At 73.8% G+C, this 16,175-nt stretch carries 14 protein-coding genes; 7 read left to right on the forward strand and 7 right to left on the reverse strand.

Annotation, left to right across the window (positions count from 1 at the left end; translation table 11 throughout):
- The first annotated feature begins 240 nt into the window (after positions 1-240).
- Positions 241-2,328 carry a PhoX family protein gene (locus ACVW19_RS17480; RefSeq protein ID WP_457460286.1) on the forward strand — a complete coding sequence of 696 codons (2,088 nt, stop codon included), beginning with the start codon at positions 241-243 and terminating at the stop codon, positions 2,326-2,328.
- A 123-nt stretch (positions 2,329-2,451) separates the two neighbouring features.
- Here ACVW19_RS17480 and ACVW19_RS17485 read toward each other — a convergent pair whose 3' ends face one another.
- The 3 genes from ACVW19_RS17485 to ACVW19_RS17495 all read right to left on the reverse strand — a co-directional run bounded on the left by ACVW19_RS17485 (position 2,452) and on the right by ACVW19_RS17495 (position 5,127).
- On the reverse strand, positions 2,452-3,453 hold the full coding sequence (locus ACVW19_RS17485; RefSeq protein ID WP_457460287.1) for an endonuclease/exonuclease/phosphatase family protein: 1,002 nt from the start codon (positions 3,451-3,453) through the stop codon (positions 2,452-2,454).
- Positions 3,454-3,550: 97 nt separating this feature from the next.
- Entirely contained in the window at positions 3,551-4,501 is a 951-nt protein-coding gene (locus ACVW19_RS17490) for a hypothetical protein (protein ID WP_457460288.1), read from the reverse strand.
- 185 nt (positions 4,502-4,686) lie between these two features.
- Positions 4,687-5,127, reverse strand: a complete 441-nt coding sequence (locus ACVW19_RS17495) for a hypothetical protein (RefSeq protein ID WP_457460289.1) — start codon at positions 5,125-5,127, stop codon at positions 4,687-4,689.
- A gap of 138 nt (positions 5,128-5,265) precedes the next feature.
- On the opposite strand from ACVW19_RS17495, the gene ACVW19_RS17500 reads away from it, so the two are divergent.
- Both ACVW19_RS17500 and ACVW19_RS17505 read left to right on the forward strand, forming a co-directional pair.
- Positions 5,266-6,468 (forward strand): PP2C family protein-serine/threonine phosphatase, encoded by a 1,203-nt coding sequence (locus ACVW19_RS17500; RefSeq protein ID WP_457460290.1) that lies wholly within the window; start codon positions 5,266-5,268, stop codon positions 6,466-6,468.
- Between the two features lie 100 nt (positions 6,469-6,568).
- Positions 6,569-7,738 (forward strand): hypothetical protein, encoded by a 1,170-nt coding sequence (locus ACVW19_RS17505; RefSeq protein WP_457460291.1) that lies wholly within the window; start codon positions 6,569-6,571, stop codon positions 7,736-7,738.
- A gap of 252 nt (positions 7,739-7,990) precedes the next feature.
- On the opposite strand, the gene ACVW19_RS17510 is transcribed toward ACVW19_RS17505, so the two are convergent.
- Positions 7,991-8,158, reverse strand: coding sequence for a hypothetical protein (locus ACVW19_RS17510; RefSeq protein ID WP_457460292.1), 168 nt, complete (start codon positions 8,156-8,158; stop codon positions 7,991-7,993).
- Between the two features lie 98 nt (positions 8,159-8,256).
- On the opposite strand from ACVW19_RS17510, the gene ACVW19_RS17515 reads away from it, so the two are divergent.
- Together ACVW19_RS17515 and ACVW19_RS17520 are read left to right on the forward strand one after the other, a co-directional pair.
- A complete protein-coding gene (locus tag ACVW19_RS17515) occupies positions 8,257-9,600 on the forward strand; it encodes a helix-turn-helix domain-containing protein (protein ID WP_457460293.1) in 1,344 nt (447 codons plus the stop codon).
- Between the two features lie 62 nt (positions 9,601-9,662).
- Positions 9,663-9,929 carry a ribosomal protein L7/L12 gene (locus ACVW19_RS17520; protein ID WP_457460294.1) on the forward strand — a complete coding sequence of 89 codons (267 nt, stop codon included), beginning with the start codon at positions 9,663-9,665 and terminating at the stop codon, positions 9,927-9,929.
- A gap of 26 nt (positions 9,930-9,955) precedes the next feature.
- Here ACVW19_RS17520 and ACVW19_RS17525 read toward each other — a convergent pair whose 3' ends face one another.
- The gene (locus tag ACVW19_RS17525) at positions 9,956-10,759 is read right to left on the reverse strand and encodes a hypothetical protein (protein ID WP_457460295.1); all 804 of its coding nucleotides are present in this window, start codon (positions 10,757-10,759) and stop codon (positions 9,956-9,958) included.
- A 421-nt stretch (positions 10,760-11,180) separates the two neighbouring features.
- Here ACVW19_RS17525 and ACVW19_RS17530 point away from each other — a divergent pair, with 421 nt between their 5' ends.
- Complete coding sequence (locus tag ACVW19_RS17530) at positions 11,181-12,176, forward strand: nucleoside hydrolase (RefSeq protein ID WP_457460296.1); 996 nt, start codon at positions 11,181-11,183, stop codon at positions 12,174-12,176.
- 75 nt (positions 12,177-12,251) lie between these two features.
- On the opposite strand, the gene ACVW19_RS17535 is transcribed toward ACVW19_RS17530, so the two are convergent.
- Positions 12,252-13,211, reverse strand: a complete 960-nt coding sequence (locus tag ACVW19_RS17535) for an LAETG motif-containing sortase-dependent surface protein (protein ID WP_457460297.1) — start codon at positions 13,209-13,211, stop codon at positions 12,252-12,254.
- Positions 13,212-13,525: 314 nt separating this feature from the next.
- Between ACVW19_RS17535 and ACVW19_RS17540 the strand changes: the two genes are divergently transcribed.
- Positions 13,526-15,316, forward strand: coding sequence for a glycoside hydrolase family 13 protein (locus ACVW19_RS17540; RefSeq protein WP_457460298.1), 1,791 nt, complete (start codon positions 13,526-13,528; stop codon positions 15,314-15,316).
- Between the two features lie 27 nt (positions 15,317-15,343).
- Here the strand turns inward: ACVW19_RS17540 and ACVW19_RS17545 are convergent, their stop codons facing one another.
- Positions 15,344-16,045, reverse strand: coding sequence for a TetR/AcrR family transcriptional regulator (locus ACVW19_RS17545; RefSeq protein ID WP_457460299.1), 702 nt, complete (start codon positions 16,043-16,045; stop codon positions 15,344-15,346).
- Positions 16,046-16,175: the final 130 nt, after the last annotated feature.

Below are 16,175 nucleotides of genomic sequence, written 5' to 3' on the forward strand. Positions count from 1 at the left end.
CCCTGGCCAGGACGGACACGTAAGGTTAGCGGCCCTTGTGGGTGATCTTGGGTAGGGTCGGGTATCGGGCGCCGCACTTGTCAAGGCCGTTATCCGGCCCGCGCGGGCCGTCGTGCCGCGCTCCCGGCAACTCCCTTCATGCTGCCGCAGGTTCACTCTCCGTTCACTCCGGCGCCCGGCTACCGCACGTATGTGCCCCTACGGTCGCGCTGACACCCCGGGTTTCCAAGGAGAGAACACGTGCGCAAGCTGCTGCCGTTGATCGGAACGCCGTCCAGTTCGCACCCCGGCGGCCGGTCCGCCATGACCTGTCGCTTCCGTTGTGGTGACGCCTGCTTCCACGAGGTGCCCAACACCAGCTCCAACGAGTACGTCGGTGACGTCATCTCCGACGCCCTCAGCCGTCGTTCGATGATGCGGGCCGCCGCCGCCGTCACGGTCGTCGCGGCCGGTGCCGGCGCCGTCGGCCTCGCCGGTGCCCCCGAGGTCCAGGCGGTGCCCGCGGCCGGGAAGGGCCACGGTCACGGCCACGGCAACAACAAGGCGGAGGGTGCCCGCGGTCTGCGGTTCACGCCGGTCGCGCCCAACACCGCCGACGCCGTCACCGTGCCGGAGGGCTACCGCCAGAACGTCGTCATCCGCTGGGGCGAGCCGATCCTGCGCGGGGCGCCCGCCTTCGATCCCGAGAACCAGACCGCCGCGGCGCAGGCCGGGCAGTTCGGATACAACGTCGACTTCCTCGCGCTGCTCCCCCTCAAGGGTGAGCGCGGCCGACAGGTGCTCGTGGCCAACCACGAGTACACCGACGAGATCCTCATGTTCCGCGACTACGACTCCGAGAACCCCACCCGTGAGCAGGTGGAGATCGCCTGGGCCGCGCACGGGCTCGCGGCGGTCGTCGTCGAGGAGGACGAGAAGAGCGGCAAGCTGACGCCCGTCACCCGGCACCACCTCAACCGGCGGCTCACGGCCACCTCCGAGTTCCGCCTGACCGGTCCCGTCGCCGGGTCCGACCTGGTGAAGACCTCCGCCGACCCGACCGGTCGCAAGGTACTCGGCACCCTCAACAACTGCGCGGGCGGCACGACCCCGTGGGGCACCACGCTGCACGCCGAGGAGAACTTCAACCAGTACTTCGCCAACGGCGGCCGCGCCACCGACAAGCGGTACGGGATCGGCACCGGTGCCACCGGCCGCAAGTGGGAGCGCTTCGACAAGCGCTTCGACCTCGCGCAGGAGCCCAACGAGGCGCACCGCTTCGGGTACGTCGTCGAACTCGACCCGTACGACCCGGACTCCACCCCGCGCAAGCGCACCGCGCTCGGCCGGTTCAAGCACGAGGCCGCGACCGTGCGGCTGACGCACGACGGACGGCCGGTCATCTACTCCGGTGACGACGAGCGGTTCGACTACGTCTACAAGTTCGTCGGCAGCAAGCGGATGAAGAACGGCAACAGCCGGGCCGCGCGCGAGCACAACCTCACGCTGCTCGACGAGGGCACCCTGTACGTCGCCAAGCTGACCGGTGACTCGCCGGCCATCGAGATCGACGGCACCGGCAAGCTCCCGAAGGACGGCGAGTTCGACGGCAGCGGTCAGTGGATCCCGCTGGCCACCGCCACCGCCGACGGCGCCGTCTCGCACGTCGAGGGCATGACCGCCGAGGAGGTCTTCGTCTTCACGCGCCTCGCCGGCGACAAGGTGGGCGCCACCAAGATGGACCGTCCCGAGGACGTCGAGCCCAACCCGGTCACCGGCAAGGTCTACGTCGCCCTGACCAACAACTCCAACCGCGGTGTCGGCTCGAACCCCGGGGCGGACGAGGCCAACCCCCGCAACGCCAACAAGCACGGCCACGTCCTGGAGCTGACCGAGCGCCGGAACCGGCCGGAGAGCACGAAGTTCGCCTGGTCGCTGTTCCTGGTGGCGGGCGACCCGCAGGACCCGGCGACGTACTTCGCCGGTTTCCCCAAGGACTCCGTCAGTCCCATCTCCTGCCCGGACAACGTGGCCTTCGACGACCACGGCAACCTGTGGATCTCCACCGACGGCGCCGCCCTCGGCTCGCACGACGGCCTCTTCGGTGTCGCCACGCGCGGAGAGCGGCGCGGTGAGCTGAAGCAGTTCCTGACCGTGCCGAGGGGCGCGGAGACCTGCGGCCCGATCATCCAGGACCGGCGCGTGCTGATCGCCGTGCAGCACCCGGGCGAGGTGGACGGGGCGTCGGTCGACAACCCGGGCAGCACCTGGCCCGACGGACCCGGCACGTACGTCCGGCCGTCCGTGGTCGCCGTGTGGCGTGCCGACGGGCGGGACATCGGCGTCTGACGTCGGTGCCGACGCCGACGGGTACCGGGCCGGCGGACACCGATACGCACACGGCCGGGGTGCGGGCTCCCGCGGGAGCCCGCACCCCGGCCGTCTCCGGGCGCGACGGGGGCCGGGCCCCGGTCAGCCGCCGCGGTGCAGGGTCAGGTCGACGACCAGCGCGCGGTGGTCGGTGTCGGCGAGGTCGAGGAAGCGGGCCCGGTCCGCGGCGAACCGCTCGGACACCAGCACGTGGTCGATCTGGGCGCCGAACGTCGGGGTGGTCCTGGCCGGCCAGGTCGGAATCCGGTACGAGCCGTCCAGCCGGGCGGCGTCGCTGAGACCGGTGTCGAGGATGCGCCGGAAGGCGGCGTGGTCCTGGGAGGCGTTGAAGTCCCCGGCGAGCACCGTCGGGGTCGTCCGGTCCGCGGCGGCCGCGTCGCGCAGCCCGGCGAGCTCGCGCTGCCAGACGTCCACCTGGCCGGGGAGCGGCGGCATGGGGTGGGCGAGTTGGAGCCGTACCGCGTGCCCGTCGACGTCGGCGACGGCGCCGGGCATGCCCATGGTGCCGGGGATGCCGTCGGTGCCCTTGAGCGGGAAGCGGCTGAGGATGACGGAGCCCTCGGAGCCGCCGCCCGCCACGGCCCGCCGGTGCGGATAGGCGGCCGCCAGTCCCCGCTTCAGCACCGCGTCGCAGGTGTACTCGCACTCCTGGACGAACACCAGGTCGGGTTTCTCCCGGAGCACGGCGTCGACCAGCCCTTCGGTGGCCCGGCCGAACTCGACGTTGGAGGTCATCACCCGCAGCTCGGCGACGGGGGGCCCGACGGGCTCGCCGGTCTTCCCGTAGGGCTCGATGAACCAGGCCAGCAGCCCGAGCAGGGCGACGCCCCACACCGCGCCGGTCCACCACCGGGCGAGCACGGTGCACAGGAGCCCGGCAGCGGTGGGTACGAGCAGCCAGGGCAGGAACGCGAGCAACTGGGGCACCGGGGTGACGCCGTCGGTGCCGACGGTCCGGCAGCCGACGACGACGCTCACCCCGGCGAAGAGCAGCGCCGCACACCACGCGCCGGACCGCCGCCCGCCGCCGCGGCGTCCGGCGCCGTCCTCGGTGGCCGCCCACTCGGCAGTCGCAGTCTCCAACGTCCGGCCTTCCGCTCGCGGGTGGGATGCACCCAGATACACGGAGATCCTCCCTCAAGGACGAGGGCGCACGACGGGAGGTTGCGGCGATCCGTGCTCAGACCCGCGCCCGGGACGGGGCGGCCGTGGGAGGTGCCGTCGTTCCGCGGCTCCGCGGGGCACGGCTGCCGTGCCGGGCGGAGCGACGACCGGTCAGCCAGGAGACGAGGGCCACCGTCAGGCCCAGCGCGAGCAGCAGCCAGGACGCGGTGCGCAACGCGGCGGTGAGGGCGTCGTACACCGCGCCCGCCGCAAGGCGGTGGGCCCGCTCGGGCAGGTCGGCCAGGGTGAGGTGGCGGCCGATGACGACGGCGACGGCGAGCAGACCGCCGCCCAGCGCGAGGCCGAGCCCGGTCGCGGTGACCGCGCGGCGGCGGCGGACGGCGACGGCGATCCCGGCGCCGGCCAGGACTACGGCCGCCGGCGGCAGCCGGAAGGCGGCGGCGTCCAGGACGCGGTACCCCTGCCGGAGCCCGGCCACCTCCCCCGCCGGCACCACCGCGACCTCGGTGTGCCGGACCGGAATGCGCTCGGCCCACGGCATGTGATCGGCGACGAGTCGTTGTTTCACCCGGGCGGTGACGGGCGCGAGGTCGACGGTGACCGGGCCGGGGGCCGCCCGCTCGTCGCGCAGGGCGTGCAGGACGGCGTCGTGGACGGTCCGGTTCCCCGCCTCCCACGCCGTGGCGAACGCCTCGGTGCGGGTGAACGAGCGGACCGCCTCCCGTACGAACGGCTCGAACGTGCTGCGCGCCGGCCCCGGGTCCAGCTTCCGCAGGACCTCGTCCCCGACGGCCTCGGCGACCGCGTCGCGTACGCCGGGGTCGGCTGCCAGCGGTGTCATCGTGTCGACGTACCGTCCGGTGTCGGCCAGCCCGTACGCCGCCCAGGCCGCGAGCGTGCCGCAGGGCGCGAGCAGGCACGCCAGGGCGACGAGCACCGCCGACAGGGCGTTGCGCAGGCGTGCGGGGGTCGGCTCGCGGCGGGGCGGTTCGGCGGCGGGAGACATCTCTCCAGCCAAGGTGCCGGGGGCCGGACACGCGAGCGCGGGGCGGGCATCCGGAGTACCCGGATGCCCGGAGCACTCGGATCACCCGTCCCGTGCCAGGCGCCCGCGATGCCGGACCGGCGGCCGCGGCGAAGGGACCGGCGGCCGCCGCGAAGGAGGCAGCGGGGGCGAGCGAGGAGGCCGTGTCACTCGAGGCGGTGGCCCTTCGCGTCCTCGTGCGTGTAGTAGCGGTAGAACAGGAACGCGAAGACGACCGCCGCGGTCGCCACCCCGAGCGCCGCCGACCGCAGCACGCTCGTGTGGGACTGGTTGACGAGGAAGCCGACCGCGATGCCGGAGAAGGCGCCCCACAGCACCGCGTGCACTTCGCGGCGCAGCTTCGGCGCGACGCTCAGCAGGGCCGCGCACAGGACGGCGAACACCAGCCCGGTGAGGAACCCGAACAGGAGGTTCCAACCGGTGATGGGCCCGCCGTAGCGGGCGTTGGCCGCCGCCCAGTAACCGTAGACGAGCCCGAGGACGACGGGCACCGCCAGCTTGGCGACGCCGTGGGCCCGGTCGCTGAAGACGCGGATCGTGCCGGGTCGCCTGCTCACGGTCCTGGTTCTGGGTGCCGCATGAGCCATGAGAGCGCTCCTCTCTCTCAGCTTCCCCTGGACGGGCTTCTCCTCGCTTGCTCCTCCAGAGCACACCGGTACGGGGCCGTCGGCAAGTCGGCGTACCGACCGGATGCGTGCCGTGCGGCCGCGTGCTTCGCTGGGGCGGTGCGCCAGGGCAGCAAGGGAGACGACCGGCACTCCCGGGCCGGTCGCGGGGACGCCGCGCACCGGTACGCACTGCTGCGGGTGCGAGGACGCAGTGTCGCCTGGGTACCGCCGCTCCTGCTGCTGGTCGTCATCGCGGTGGCCGACTACCACACCACCGGAGAGTTCCGGATCATCTCCTGGATCGTGCTGGTGCCGGGCATCGCCGCCGCGATCTGCGGGGTGTGGGGCACGGCCGTGTTCGCGGCGCTCGCGATCGGCACCTTCTCGGTCGTCGACAGCGCCTGGCCGCACGAGTTCCAGACGGGGCTGCCCGATTTCATCCTCGTCACCGTCGGCGGTGTCCTGGCGACGCTGGCGTGCGCGGTCCGGGTGCGCGGTGAGCGGCGCGCGCTGTACATGCGGGACGTGGCCGACACGGTCCGCCGCACGGTGCTGCGCCCCCTGCCGCCGCTCTGGGGCGGCCTGGAGCACGCGGGCGTCTACCTCAGCGCGGAGGTCGGCGCCCGGGTCGGCGGTGACTTCTACGACATCCAGCCGGGCCCGTACGGCACCCGGGTCCTCGTCGGGGACGTCCAGGGCAAGGGGCTGGGCGCGGTCGAGACGGCGTCGGTGCTGCTCGGCACGTTCCGCGAGGCGGGCTGCTACGAGCCGCTGCTGACGACCGTCGCCGAGCGACTGGAGGAGCGGATGCTGCGTCACCGGGACTACACCAGGGCCCTCGGCCGTACCGAGGTCGACCGCTTCGCCACCGCCGTGCTGCTGGGCTTCTCCGCGGCCCCCTCCGACACGGTGGAGGCCGTCGTCTTCGGCCACGAACCGCCGCTGGTCGTGGGGCCCGGCAGCGTACGGTCGCTGCCCGTGACCGGCGGTCTTCCGCTGGGTCTGCGCGAGCTGGACCCCGCCCCGGTGCGCGTGCACCGGTTGCCGCTGGCCGCCGACGAGACGCTGCTGATGGTCACCGACGGGGTGACCGAGGCGCGGGACGCCCACGGGGCGTTCTACCGGCTCGACGAGGAGGTGGCGCGGGCGGTCACGCGGGACCCGGGCCTCGCCGAACCGGACCGGCTGGCCGCCTTCGTGGGGGAGGGGACACTCCGGCACAGTGGCGGTCGGCTGACCGACGACACGACCGCCTTCGCCGTCCGCCGGATCCGCGCGCCCGGGGGCGAACGCCCCGAAGGGGGACGTTCACGGATCTGAGCCCCCCGGCGGGGGCCCCAGCGGTTACGGTGCTGGTCTGGGTGATCGACGGGCCGATCGACCGGGTGATCGACCGGGTGATCGACAGAGGGAGGGAACCGTGTCAGGGACCACGCCCGGGACCGTGCTGCTGCTGGCGGCCTCCCCGCTGGGGCGGGGGCGGCTGGTGGACGCGGCGTCGGTGCTTCCCGTCCTCGCGGCCGTACCGCCCGCCGTGCTGTCCGGCACGGACACCGCGAACGTCGTCGAACTCGCCGACCCGCTCGAGCCGCAGGCCGTCCTGACCCGGCTGCGTGCCGCCGCGACCGCTCCCGGACCGCTCACCGTGTACGTCACCGGACAGTTGCTGCTCGACCGCCGCCAGCGCCTGCCCCATCTGGCACTGGCCCGCACCACCGCGTCGACCGCGCGCTACACGGCGTTCCCGTGGCACTGGTTCCGGGAGGAGCTGCGGCTGCGGCCCCCGGGCGCCACGACGTTGATCCTCGACCTGTACGCGGACCCGGAGACCTGGCAGGCACTGTGCTCCCCGCAGACACCGGGTTCCCCGCAGACACCCCGGCTGCTGCCCCACCAGCAGCCCGTCCCGCAGGCCCCGGTGCCGGCCCCGGCGACGTCGCTCGTGCTCGACTCCGGCCGCGACACCGCCGTGTACGGCCGTGTCGCGCCGCCGCCCTCCCGTCGTGCGGTCGCGGTGCCGGCGTACATGAAGGCGGTCGCGACGCTGCTGCGCAGCGGACGGCGCCCGTCGAACGAGGAACTGCACCAGCAGGCGCTGACCCGGGTCGCCGCGGAGAGCGCGCACCCCGGTCTCGTACTGGCGCAACGCGGCTCCGGGCCCGCTCCGGGGGATCCGCACGCGGCCATCACGGCGGCCGTGCGGTCCGGCCGCCACGCGGACGCCGACGCGCTCGCCGCGCGGCACGAGCACAGTGCCGTCCTCGCGTACGGGCCCGCCTCCGAGGAGGCGCTGCACTGGGCCGAGGTCCGTGCCGATCTGGCGATGCTGGCCGGGGACGCGGCGCTCAGCTGCCGTACCTGGCTGACGGTGGCCGCCGCACGGCTGAACACCGGCCAGGCGGTGGACGCCTCCGTCGTCGAAACGGCCGTGGACCGGGCGCACCACCAGTGGGACCGGATCGAAGACCCGGTACGGGCCCGCGAACTCGGCCTGCTGCTGGCGGAGTTACGCGCCCGCGTACCCGGACGGCAGCAGGGGGCCCTGGACCACGTACGGCGGCAGCTGAGCCAGTTGCAGACGCAGAGCTGAACAACCCGCACGACGGTGAGCCACGGCTGAGGCGGCTCCTGCCGGAGAACCGGGGGCCGGCACGCCCTCCCCCGGGGACCCCCAGCCGCGCTGTCGTCGGTTGCCGACTCCCCCGCTCTCGGCTTCTCCCCCACTTCTCGACTGCGCTCGAGCGGGAGGGGCCCCATGAGCGGGAGGGGGCCCCATCGCCCCCGCTCACCCGCGCCGATGAGGCGCCGCCGATTCCCTACGACCTGATCCGCCGGACAGGCCCTAGCGGACCGCGGCCTCCACCGGGGCCGTGGTGCGCTGCTCCGACTCCTCGGCGTGGGTGGCCTTGGCCGGGCCCGCGTTGGCCGCCAGGACCAGTGCGGCGACCGCGGCGACGGCCGCGACGAGGCCTCTGGCGTAACGCCTGGTGGTGCGAATGCGTTCCAGCACGGCGACCTCGCAACAACGACGGGTTAAGCGGGTTTAATCCGCGGTTTAACCTAGGGGTTGTCGGTCTCGAACGGCAAGAGGCACAGGGGGAGTTGGCGGTGGGGGAGCGTGACGATCCGGACATCATCGGGCGCCGGGTGCAGCGGTTGCGCGTGCAGCGCGGACTGACCCAGAAACAGCTGGCCGAGCCGGTGTACACCCCTGCTTACGTCTCCACGCTGGAGGCCGGACGGGTGCGGCCCTCCGACGACGCCCTGCGGCATCTCGCCGACCGGCTCGGAGTCACGTTCGACGAACTGACGACCGGGCGTTCGGCGCGGCTCGTCACCGAGTTACGGCTCCGGCTGACCGAGGCCCAGCGCTCCCTCGCCCTCGGCGAGGCCGCGACGGCGGCGCGGCAGTACTCAGGGCTGCTCGCCGAGGCCGAGGCGCAGGGCCTCGCCGAGGAGCAGGCCGCCGCGCTGCTCGGGCTCGGTGAGTGCGCGCTGGAGGCCGGTGAACTGGAGCCCGGCCGCGAGTACTTCGAACGGGCGGAGGAACGTCTCGCCGACGCCCCGCTGCCGGCCCGGGTGCCGGCGCTGCGCGGACGGGCCGTCGCGCACTACCTCGCGGGCGAACTCCGGTACGCGGTCTACCTGCTGGAATCCACCATCGACGAGCTGAACCGGTCCGGGCTGCACGACCCGGACGCGCTGCTGCTGCTCTACGCCAGCGCGATCGGCCCGTACATGGACATGGGTGCACACGCGCGTGCCGCCCAGGCGGCGGAGCTCGCACTGACGCTCGCCCCGCAGGCCGGTGACCCGGCGCTGGTGGCGCGCATGCACCGGTCGGTCGCCCGCACCCTGCTCGCCGAGGGCCGGATCGCCGAGGCCGACGCCTCGCTGGCCAAGGCAGCCGAGCTGTACCGCGGGCTGCACCTGCGTACGGAGCTCGCCAACTGCCACTGGATGCGCGGGTACGTGTATGCGCAGAACGGCGAACTCGATCTGGCGGAAGGTGAGTTGCGTCGGGCGTTGGAGATGCTGTCGGCCACCCGTGCCGTTCTCTACAGCAGTCAGGTCACCGTGGAGCTGGCCGACGTACTGCACCGGCGCGGCAGTTCGCAGGAGGCGGCCGGCCTGCTGCGGGACGTGCTCGGCGGCCTCTCCCCCGAACGGGGCGCGGTGCACGCGGCGGCGGCGCACCGGCTGCTCGGCATCATCGCCGAGGACGTGCGCGACACCGAGCAGGCCGAGGAGCACTACGTCCGCGCGATGAGCCTGCTGGAGCGGGCGGGGGCGGCCGGCGACCTGGCCGACCTGTGCCGGCTCCTCGGCGACCTGCTCCGCCGCACCGGCCGCGTCGAGGCCGCCCTGGACGCCTACCGCACCGGTCTCGGCCACCGCACGGCCCCGGGCACCACGACCCTGGGACCGGCCCCGGCCCAGCCACCGGTCTGAGCGGGAGCACCGAGGGAGAAATCCTTCGGGTGAGTGCCGCCCCGACTGCCTAAGCTGCCGGAATGGACATATTCACCTTCCTCATCGTGTTCCTCGGCATCCTGACCATCAAGGTCGAGATCTCCCGGGCCGACCGCCGTGCCGCCCGTCTCGAACGCAAGCTCGACCTCGTACTCGAGCACCTGGACCTGCACGAGGAGGTCCCGCGCCGGGACGAGATCGTCGCGCTCGTGCGGGAGGGCAAGAGGATCCAGGCGGTCAAGACCTACCGCGAGGTCACCGGAGCGGGCCTGGCCGAGGCCAAGGAGGCCGTGGACCGTCTGGGCTGAACGGCACCGGGTGACCGGTACCGCGGTCAGACCTCCGCGCGCCCCTGCTTCCTGATCTCCGCCAGCCGGTCCGCCCCGAACTCCGCGATCACCTGGGTGAGTTCGGACAGAACCTCGCCGAAGCCGCCGTTGGTGAGGGTGATGGTGTCCTCACCGATGCGGACCACCGCGACGTCCAGGGTGAGATGAGTCGGCTCCCCGTCGGGCGCCTCGCCGGTCATGCTGACCCGCAACGCCTGCCGCGCGTCCCCGATCCCCGGCAGCCGCAACGCGTCGACCTCGGCCTCCTGCACGCCGTCCCGCTTGGTCGTCGCCTTGAACTTCCCGCACTTCTCCGGCAGTCCGCCGAGCCACTTCAGCGTGCGGTCCACGTCGGCGGGCCGGTACGCGGCGACCTGGTAGCGCAGTTGGGCGCCGTTGTAGGCGTCGTCCAGGGCGACCACGGCCCGCGGTCCGGTCGGCGTGCCGAACAGCTCCTCGGTGTAGAGGACGTCGAGCAGACGCCGGCAGTCGGCGTTCTTCGTGCTCGCCTTGAGCAGCCCGTCCCGCCAGGTCGCCGCGCCCCGCGTCGGCACCCAGGGCTGTCCCAGGTCCGTCTCCGTGATCAGCGCGGCCCGGACCTGGTCCTCGCTCAGCCCGGCGTCGGGCGGTGACGCGGAGGGCTGCGCGGCGGAGGACGGCGAGGCCGGAGCACGGGTGGAGACGGACGACGGCACCACCGTCCCGGTCCCGTCCCGCCCGCCGACGGAACAGGCGGCCGTGGTCAGCAGCGCGGACACCGACAACGCGGAGACGAGAAGGGCACGGGCGGCGGCCTGGGCGTGCGTCATCGGGGGTGCCTCCTGGTGGAGCCGGGCTGCGGCTGTGTTCTGCTCGCCCAGGGTCGGGGACGTGCTCTTGGAGCCCCGGACAAGAGGGGAGTCCGATCAGCTTGCGGCGTCTGGTGCGTGCGATCGCAAGGCACCGGAAGGTCCTCGTAGCGGAGCTACTGGGGCCTCTCGGCAACGCGGCGAGCGTGCGTGCCAGGCGTCGCGAGCCGGGCGCCCGTTTTGTTCGAGGCTCTTACGGCACCACCGAGCCGCCCGCCCCACCAGCGCGGCGGTCCGTCCGGGTGAGCGCGCGGGGGAAACCGTCCCTGCCCCCTTCGCGGCTCCTCTGTGTCACCGTTGTGTCCCCTTCCTGTCCGTGGTTCCCGTCCCCCGGCCCCAGCCCCCGGCTTTTCCCCGACCCCGCCCCGAAGGAGTCCGCGCCGTGCCGAACGGTCTGCCCATTCCGGTGATCATCGACTGTGACACGGGTGTCGACGACGCCCTGGCCCTGCTGTTCGCCGTCCGCCACCCGGGGATCGACCTGCGCGCGGTGACCTGTGTGGCCGGCAACACGGACGTGGACGGCGTCGTCCGCAACACGCTCATCGTGCTGGAACAGGCGGGCGCGCCCGGCATTCCGGTCGCCCGGGGCGCCGAGCGCCCGCTGATCGAGGCGCCGCGTTCCGCACGTCACGTCCACGGCCACGACGGGATGGGCGACCTCGGCCTGCCCGCCCCGCGGCGCCTCCCGGCGGATGTGGACGCGGTGGCCCTGCTGCGCCGCGAGATCCTCGCCTCCCCGCGCCCGGTCACCCTGGTGCCCACCGCCCCGCTGACCAACGTCGCGCTGCTGCTGCGGACGCATCCCGAGGTCACCCGCAACATCGAGCGGATCGTGTTCATGGGCGGCGCGGCGGGCGCCGGCAACGCCACCCCGGTGGCCGAGTTCAACGTCTGGCACGATCCGGAGGCCGCCGCGATCCTGCTCACCGCGGGGGTGCCGATCACGATGTACGGCCTGGACGTGTTCCACCGGGTCGTCGTCCCGGCGGCCGAGGTGCGCAGGCTGCGCGCGAGCACCGAACCGGGCGCCCGGCTGGCCGGTGACCTGCTGGCCCACCGGCCCGCGACACCCGGCAGCGCCCCCGACGACCCCACCGAGGACGCGGGCGGGCTCGGCGACGCGGGTGCGCTGTGCGCGGTCGTCGATCCGGAGGGCCTGACCACCCACCGGCTCCCCGTCGAGGTCTCCCTGGGCCCCGGCCCGGCCCGCGGCCAGACCGTGGTCGACCGCCGCCTCCGGACCGGCGAGTCCGAACTGCACGGGGGCACGCGCGAGCAGTGCCTGGTGGACGTCGGGCTGGACGTGGACGTACAGCGCTACGTGCGGCTCTATCTGGCGACCGTGGCGGGAGGAGGGCCCGGAGCGCGGCGGTAGGCCCGCCGTCCGCCCCGGACCCGAACGCCCGGCCCGCGGGGGAACGGGCCGGGCGTGTATGGGGGGCGCTACCGGTTACTGGCTGTCGGTGCCGGCGCTGGTGCGCTTGCGGCGGGTGACCACGACGAGCGCCGCGCCGCCCGCCAGCAGAACCGCCGCGCCGATCGCGAACGGGCCGGTGTTGCCGTCGGCGCCGGTCTCCGCGAGGTTGTCGCTGCCGCCGTTCGGCGAGGCCCCCGGCTCGGTGGCCGGCTCGGAGGGGGACTGGTCGGGCGCGTCGGTGCCGGGCGTCGTGGACGGCTCGCCCGGCGTCTCGGAGGCCGGCGGAGCGGTGTCCTCGGCGGGCTCCGACGGCTCCGACGGCTCCGGTGCGGAGGTGGACGGCTCGGGGGCCGGCTCCTCGGCCGGGGTGTCGGCGGTGCAGTCCCTCGTGCCGCCGTTCCAGGCCGCGATCAGCTTGTCCTTGATGACCGGACGGTCCGGCCCCTTCGGCAGCTCGCCGTGCTCGAAGCCGTCGTTCGCGTCCAGCTTGCCGTCGAACTTCACGGCGCCCCGGTAGAGGTCGATCTGCGCGAAGCAGCCCTTGTCCGGGACGGCGATGTCGAGGGAGTCGGTCGCGCCGGGCTTGACCGTCGCCGTGTCGAAGTCGACGAAGACCTGCTCGCCGGAGGAGGCGAAGGTGGCGCCGTGCGCCAGGTAGGAGGCGAGCGAGGCGGTGCAGGTGGTCGCGTCACCGGCGGTGCGGACCTCGATGCGGACCTTGCCGTCCTCACCGGGCCGCAGGTTCTGGTCGTCGACCTTGACGGAGTCGAAGAAGCTCTTGCCGTCGAGCGAGAACTGGCAGCGGTCGGTCTCGGTGACCGTGCCGGCACCGGTGCCCGGCCGGTAGTCGCCGCCCGACTTCCAGCCGTCCCCGCCGGGAGCGCCGTGGGCGGAGGCGGAGGTCGCGGCGACGGTGGTGGCCGCGCAGAGGGCGAGGGTCGCGGCGCCCGTCCCCAGCAGGCGGCGGGTGAGGACACGTCTCGCTATGGACATGCGGATCCCATTCTTGGCGTGTGCCGGAAGCCAGGGGCGCGGCGGCACGGCGGCAGGGCAGCACGCGGCGGCCGGCCGTCCCGGGCATGAGTGGTCGAAGAAACACGAGGCTCATCGGTCACATGTGCCTCAGTGCGCCTTCATGGTGGCCGCGCCGCATCACCCTGTCAACCTGCGGCGACGCAAGGGGAGTTGTGCACTCTTCACGCCTCCGTCACACAAGGAAGGAATGCCTCCGCTCCGCCCGTGTGTTCACTTTTGCGGCGTTCCGGACAGATTCATGCTGCCACCCGCATCCACCCGGAGGAGACCGCGTGACCGACCGCACCGATCCGCCCGCCTCCCAGCCCGCCCCGTCGGCCCCCGCCCCGGCCGCACCCGTCACCGGCGTTCCGTCCGACGCCGTGCCCGACCTTTCTTCGCGCAATCCCGACTGGTGGCGGCAGGCCGTCGTCTACCAGGTCTATCCCCGCAGCTTCGCCGACGCCGACGGCGACGGTCTCGGCGACCTGCGCGGCGTCACCCGGCGCCTCACCCACCTCGCCGCCCTGGGCGTGGACGCCCTCTGGCTGAGCCCGTTCTACCCCTCCGAACTCGCCGACGGCGGCTACGACGTCGCCGACCCGCGGGACGTCGACCCGCGCCTCGGCACCCTCGACGACTTCGGCGCGCTGGTCACCGAGGCCCACCGCCTGGGCCTCAAGGTGATCGTCGACATCGTCCCCAACCACACCTCCCACCGGCACGTCTGGTTCCAGGAGGCGCTGCGCGCCGGCCCCGGCTCCCCGGCCCGCGAGCGCTACGTCTTCCGCGACGGGCGCGGCCCGGGGGGCGAACACCCGCCCACCGACTGGCAGTCCGTCTTCGGCGGCAGCGCCTGGCGGCGGGTGCCCGACGGACAGTGGTACCTGCACCTCTTCGCCGCCGAACAGCCCGACCTGAACTGGGCGAACGAGGACGTCCGCGCCGACTTCCGCACCACCCTGCGGTTCTGGGCCGGCCGGGGCGTGGACGGCTTCCGCGTCGATGTCGCGCACGCCCTCGCCAAGGACCTGAGCGAGCCGCTGCGCGACCTCGGCGCCCCCGGACCGGGCGGCGAGGCCGCCCTCACCGAGTTCCCGCCCGGCACCCACCCGTTCTACGACCGGGACGAGGTGCACGAGATCTACCGTGACTGGCGCAAGATCCTCGACGCCTACTCCCCGCCCCGCACGGCCGTCGCGGAGGCCTGGGTCCCCGGCGCCCGGCGCGCCCTGTACGCCCGGCCGGACGAACTGGGCCAGGCCTTCAACTTCGAGTATCTGCAGGCTCCCTGGGACGCGGAGGCGCTCCGCCGGGTCATCACCGACTCGCTCGCGACCGCCCGCGCGGCCGGCGCCTCGGCGACCTGGGTGCTCTCCAACCACGACGTCGTACGCCACGCCTCGCGCCTGATGCTGCCGCCGGGCACGGACGACAACGCCTGGCTGCTGTCCGGCGGACACGCCCCGGCCGTCGACGCCGCCGCCGGGCTGCGCCGGGCCCACGCGGCGACCCTGCTGATGCTGGCGCTGCCCGGCTCGGCCTACGTCTACCAGGGCGAGGAACTCGGCCTGCCCGAGGTCGCCGACCTGCCCACCGAGGTGCTCCAGGACCCGATCTGGGAGCAGACCGGCCACGTCCGCAAGGGCCGCGACGGATGCCGGGTGCCGCTGCCCTGGACGACGACCGGACCGTCGTACGGCTTCGGCGCGGGCGGCGCCTGGCTGCCGCAGCCGCCGGACTTCGGCGCGTACGCCGTCGAGGCGCAGGACGGGGTGCAGGCGCGGGAGGGGGTGCCGGGCTCGACCCTGGAGCTGTACCGCGCGGCCCTGCGCCTGCGCCGCAAGCTCCAGGAGGGCGAGACGCTGACCTGGGCGGATGACACCCCTGCCGGGGTGCTGCGGTTCGACCGCAACGACGGCTGGCGCTGTGTGGCCAACCTGTCACCCGGCCCGGTCCCCCTCCCCGCGGGCGAGGTCCTGCTGTCCAGCGCACCCCTGACCGACGGCAGCCTGGGCCCGGACACCACGGTGTGGCTGCTCCCCGAGACACCCCCCGCCCCGAACCCCCGGCCCGGCTCCTGATCCTGTCCCTGTTCCGGCTGTGGGTGCTCACCCGGCTCCGCCGGCCCGTGACCGGTGCGGACCCATCTCCTGGAGCACGTCACCGAGTTCGACACCGGTGAGGGCACGGCCCGGCAGCGGCGGCGGCGGGGCGGTGCGCAGGCCGTCGAGGAACAGGGCGAGGGGGCGGCGCCAGGCGTCGGGGGCGGTGGCCGTGGTGAGGGGCGGTACGGCGCGGCCCAGGGCGGCGAGGGCGAACAGGACGTCCTCCGCGGTGACGTCGGGACGCACGGTGCCCTCCTCCCGGCCCCGGTCGAGCAGCAGTTCCACCGTCCGGCGGTTGTGGGCGTGCACGGACTGGAGGGACTCGACGTCCGGCAGGTGGGTGGTCATGAGGTCGTTGGTGCCGCGGTCGGCGGCCAGGGTGCCGAAGACGACGTCGAGGTAGTCGTTCAGACCCGTCCAGGCGTCGGGGGCGGTCCGGGCCCGCTCGCCTGCCGCCATCGTGTCCGTCAGCTGGTCGTGGAACACGGCGTGGACGAGTGCCGCGCGGGCGGGGAAGTGCCGGTAGAGCGTCGCGTTGCCGACGCCTGCCCGGCGGGCGATCACGTCGAGCGGCGCGTCGAGCCCCTGCTCGGCGAACACCTCGTGGGCCGCCGCCACCAACCGGTCCCGGTTGCGCCGGGCGTCGCGCCGCTGCCGGGGCGCGGGTTGCGGCTCCGGGGCCGTGGAGTCCTCGCCGACGCTCATGGCCGTCCCTCCGTCCACCATCCGTCCGTCCATCCGTCTCCGTGTGAAGCGGGGAGTGCTCCCCGGTGAGGATGTTATCGTCGGGACGTCAAGCGGGGAGTGCTCCCCGTTTAAGCTGCTTCGAAGCGTC

Source organism: Streptomyces sp. TE5632 (assembly GCF_054061295.1).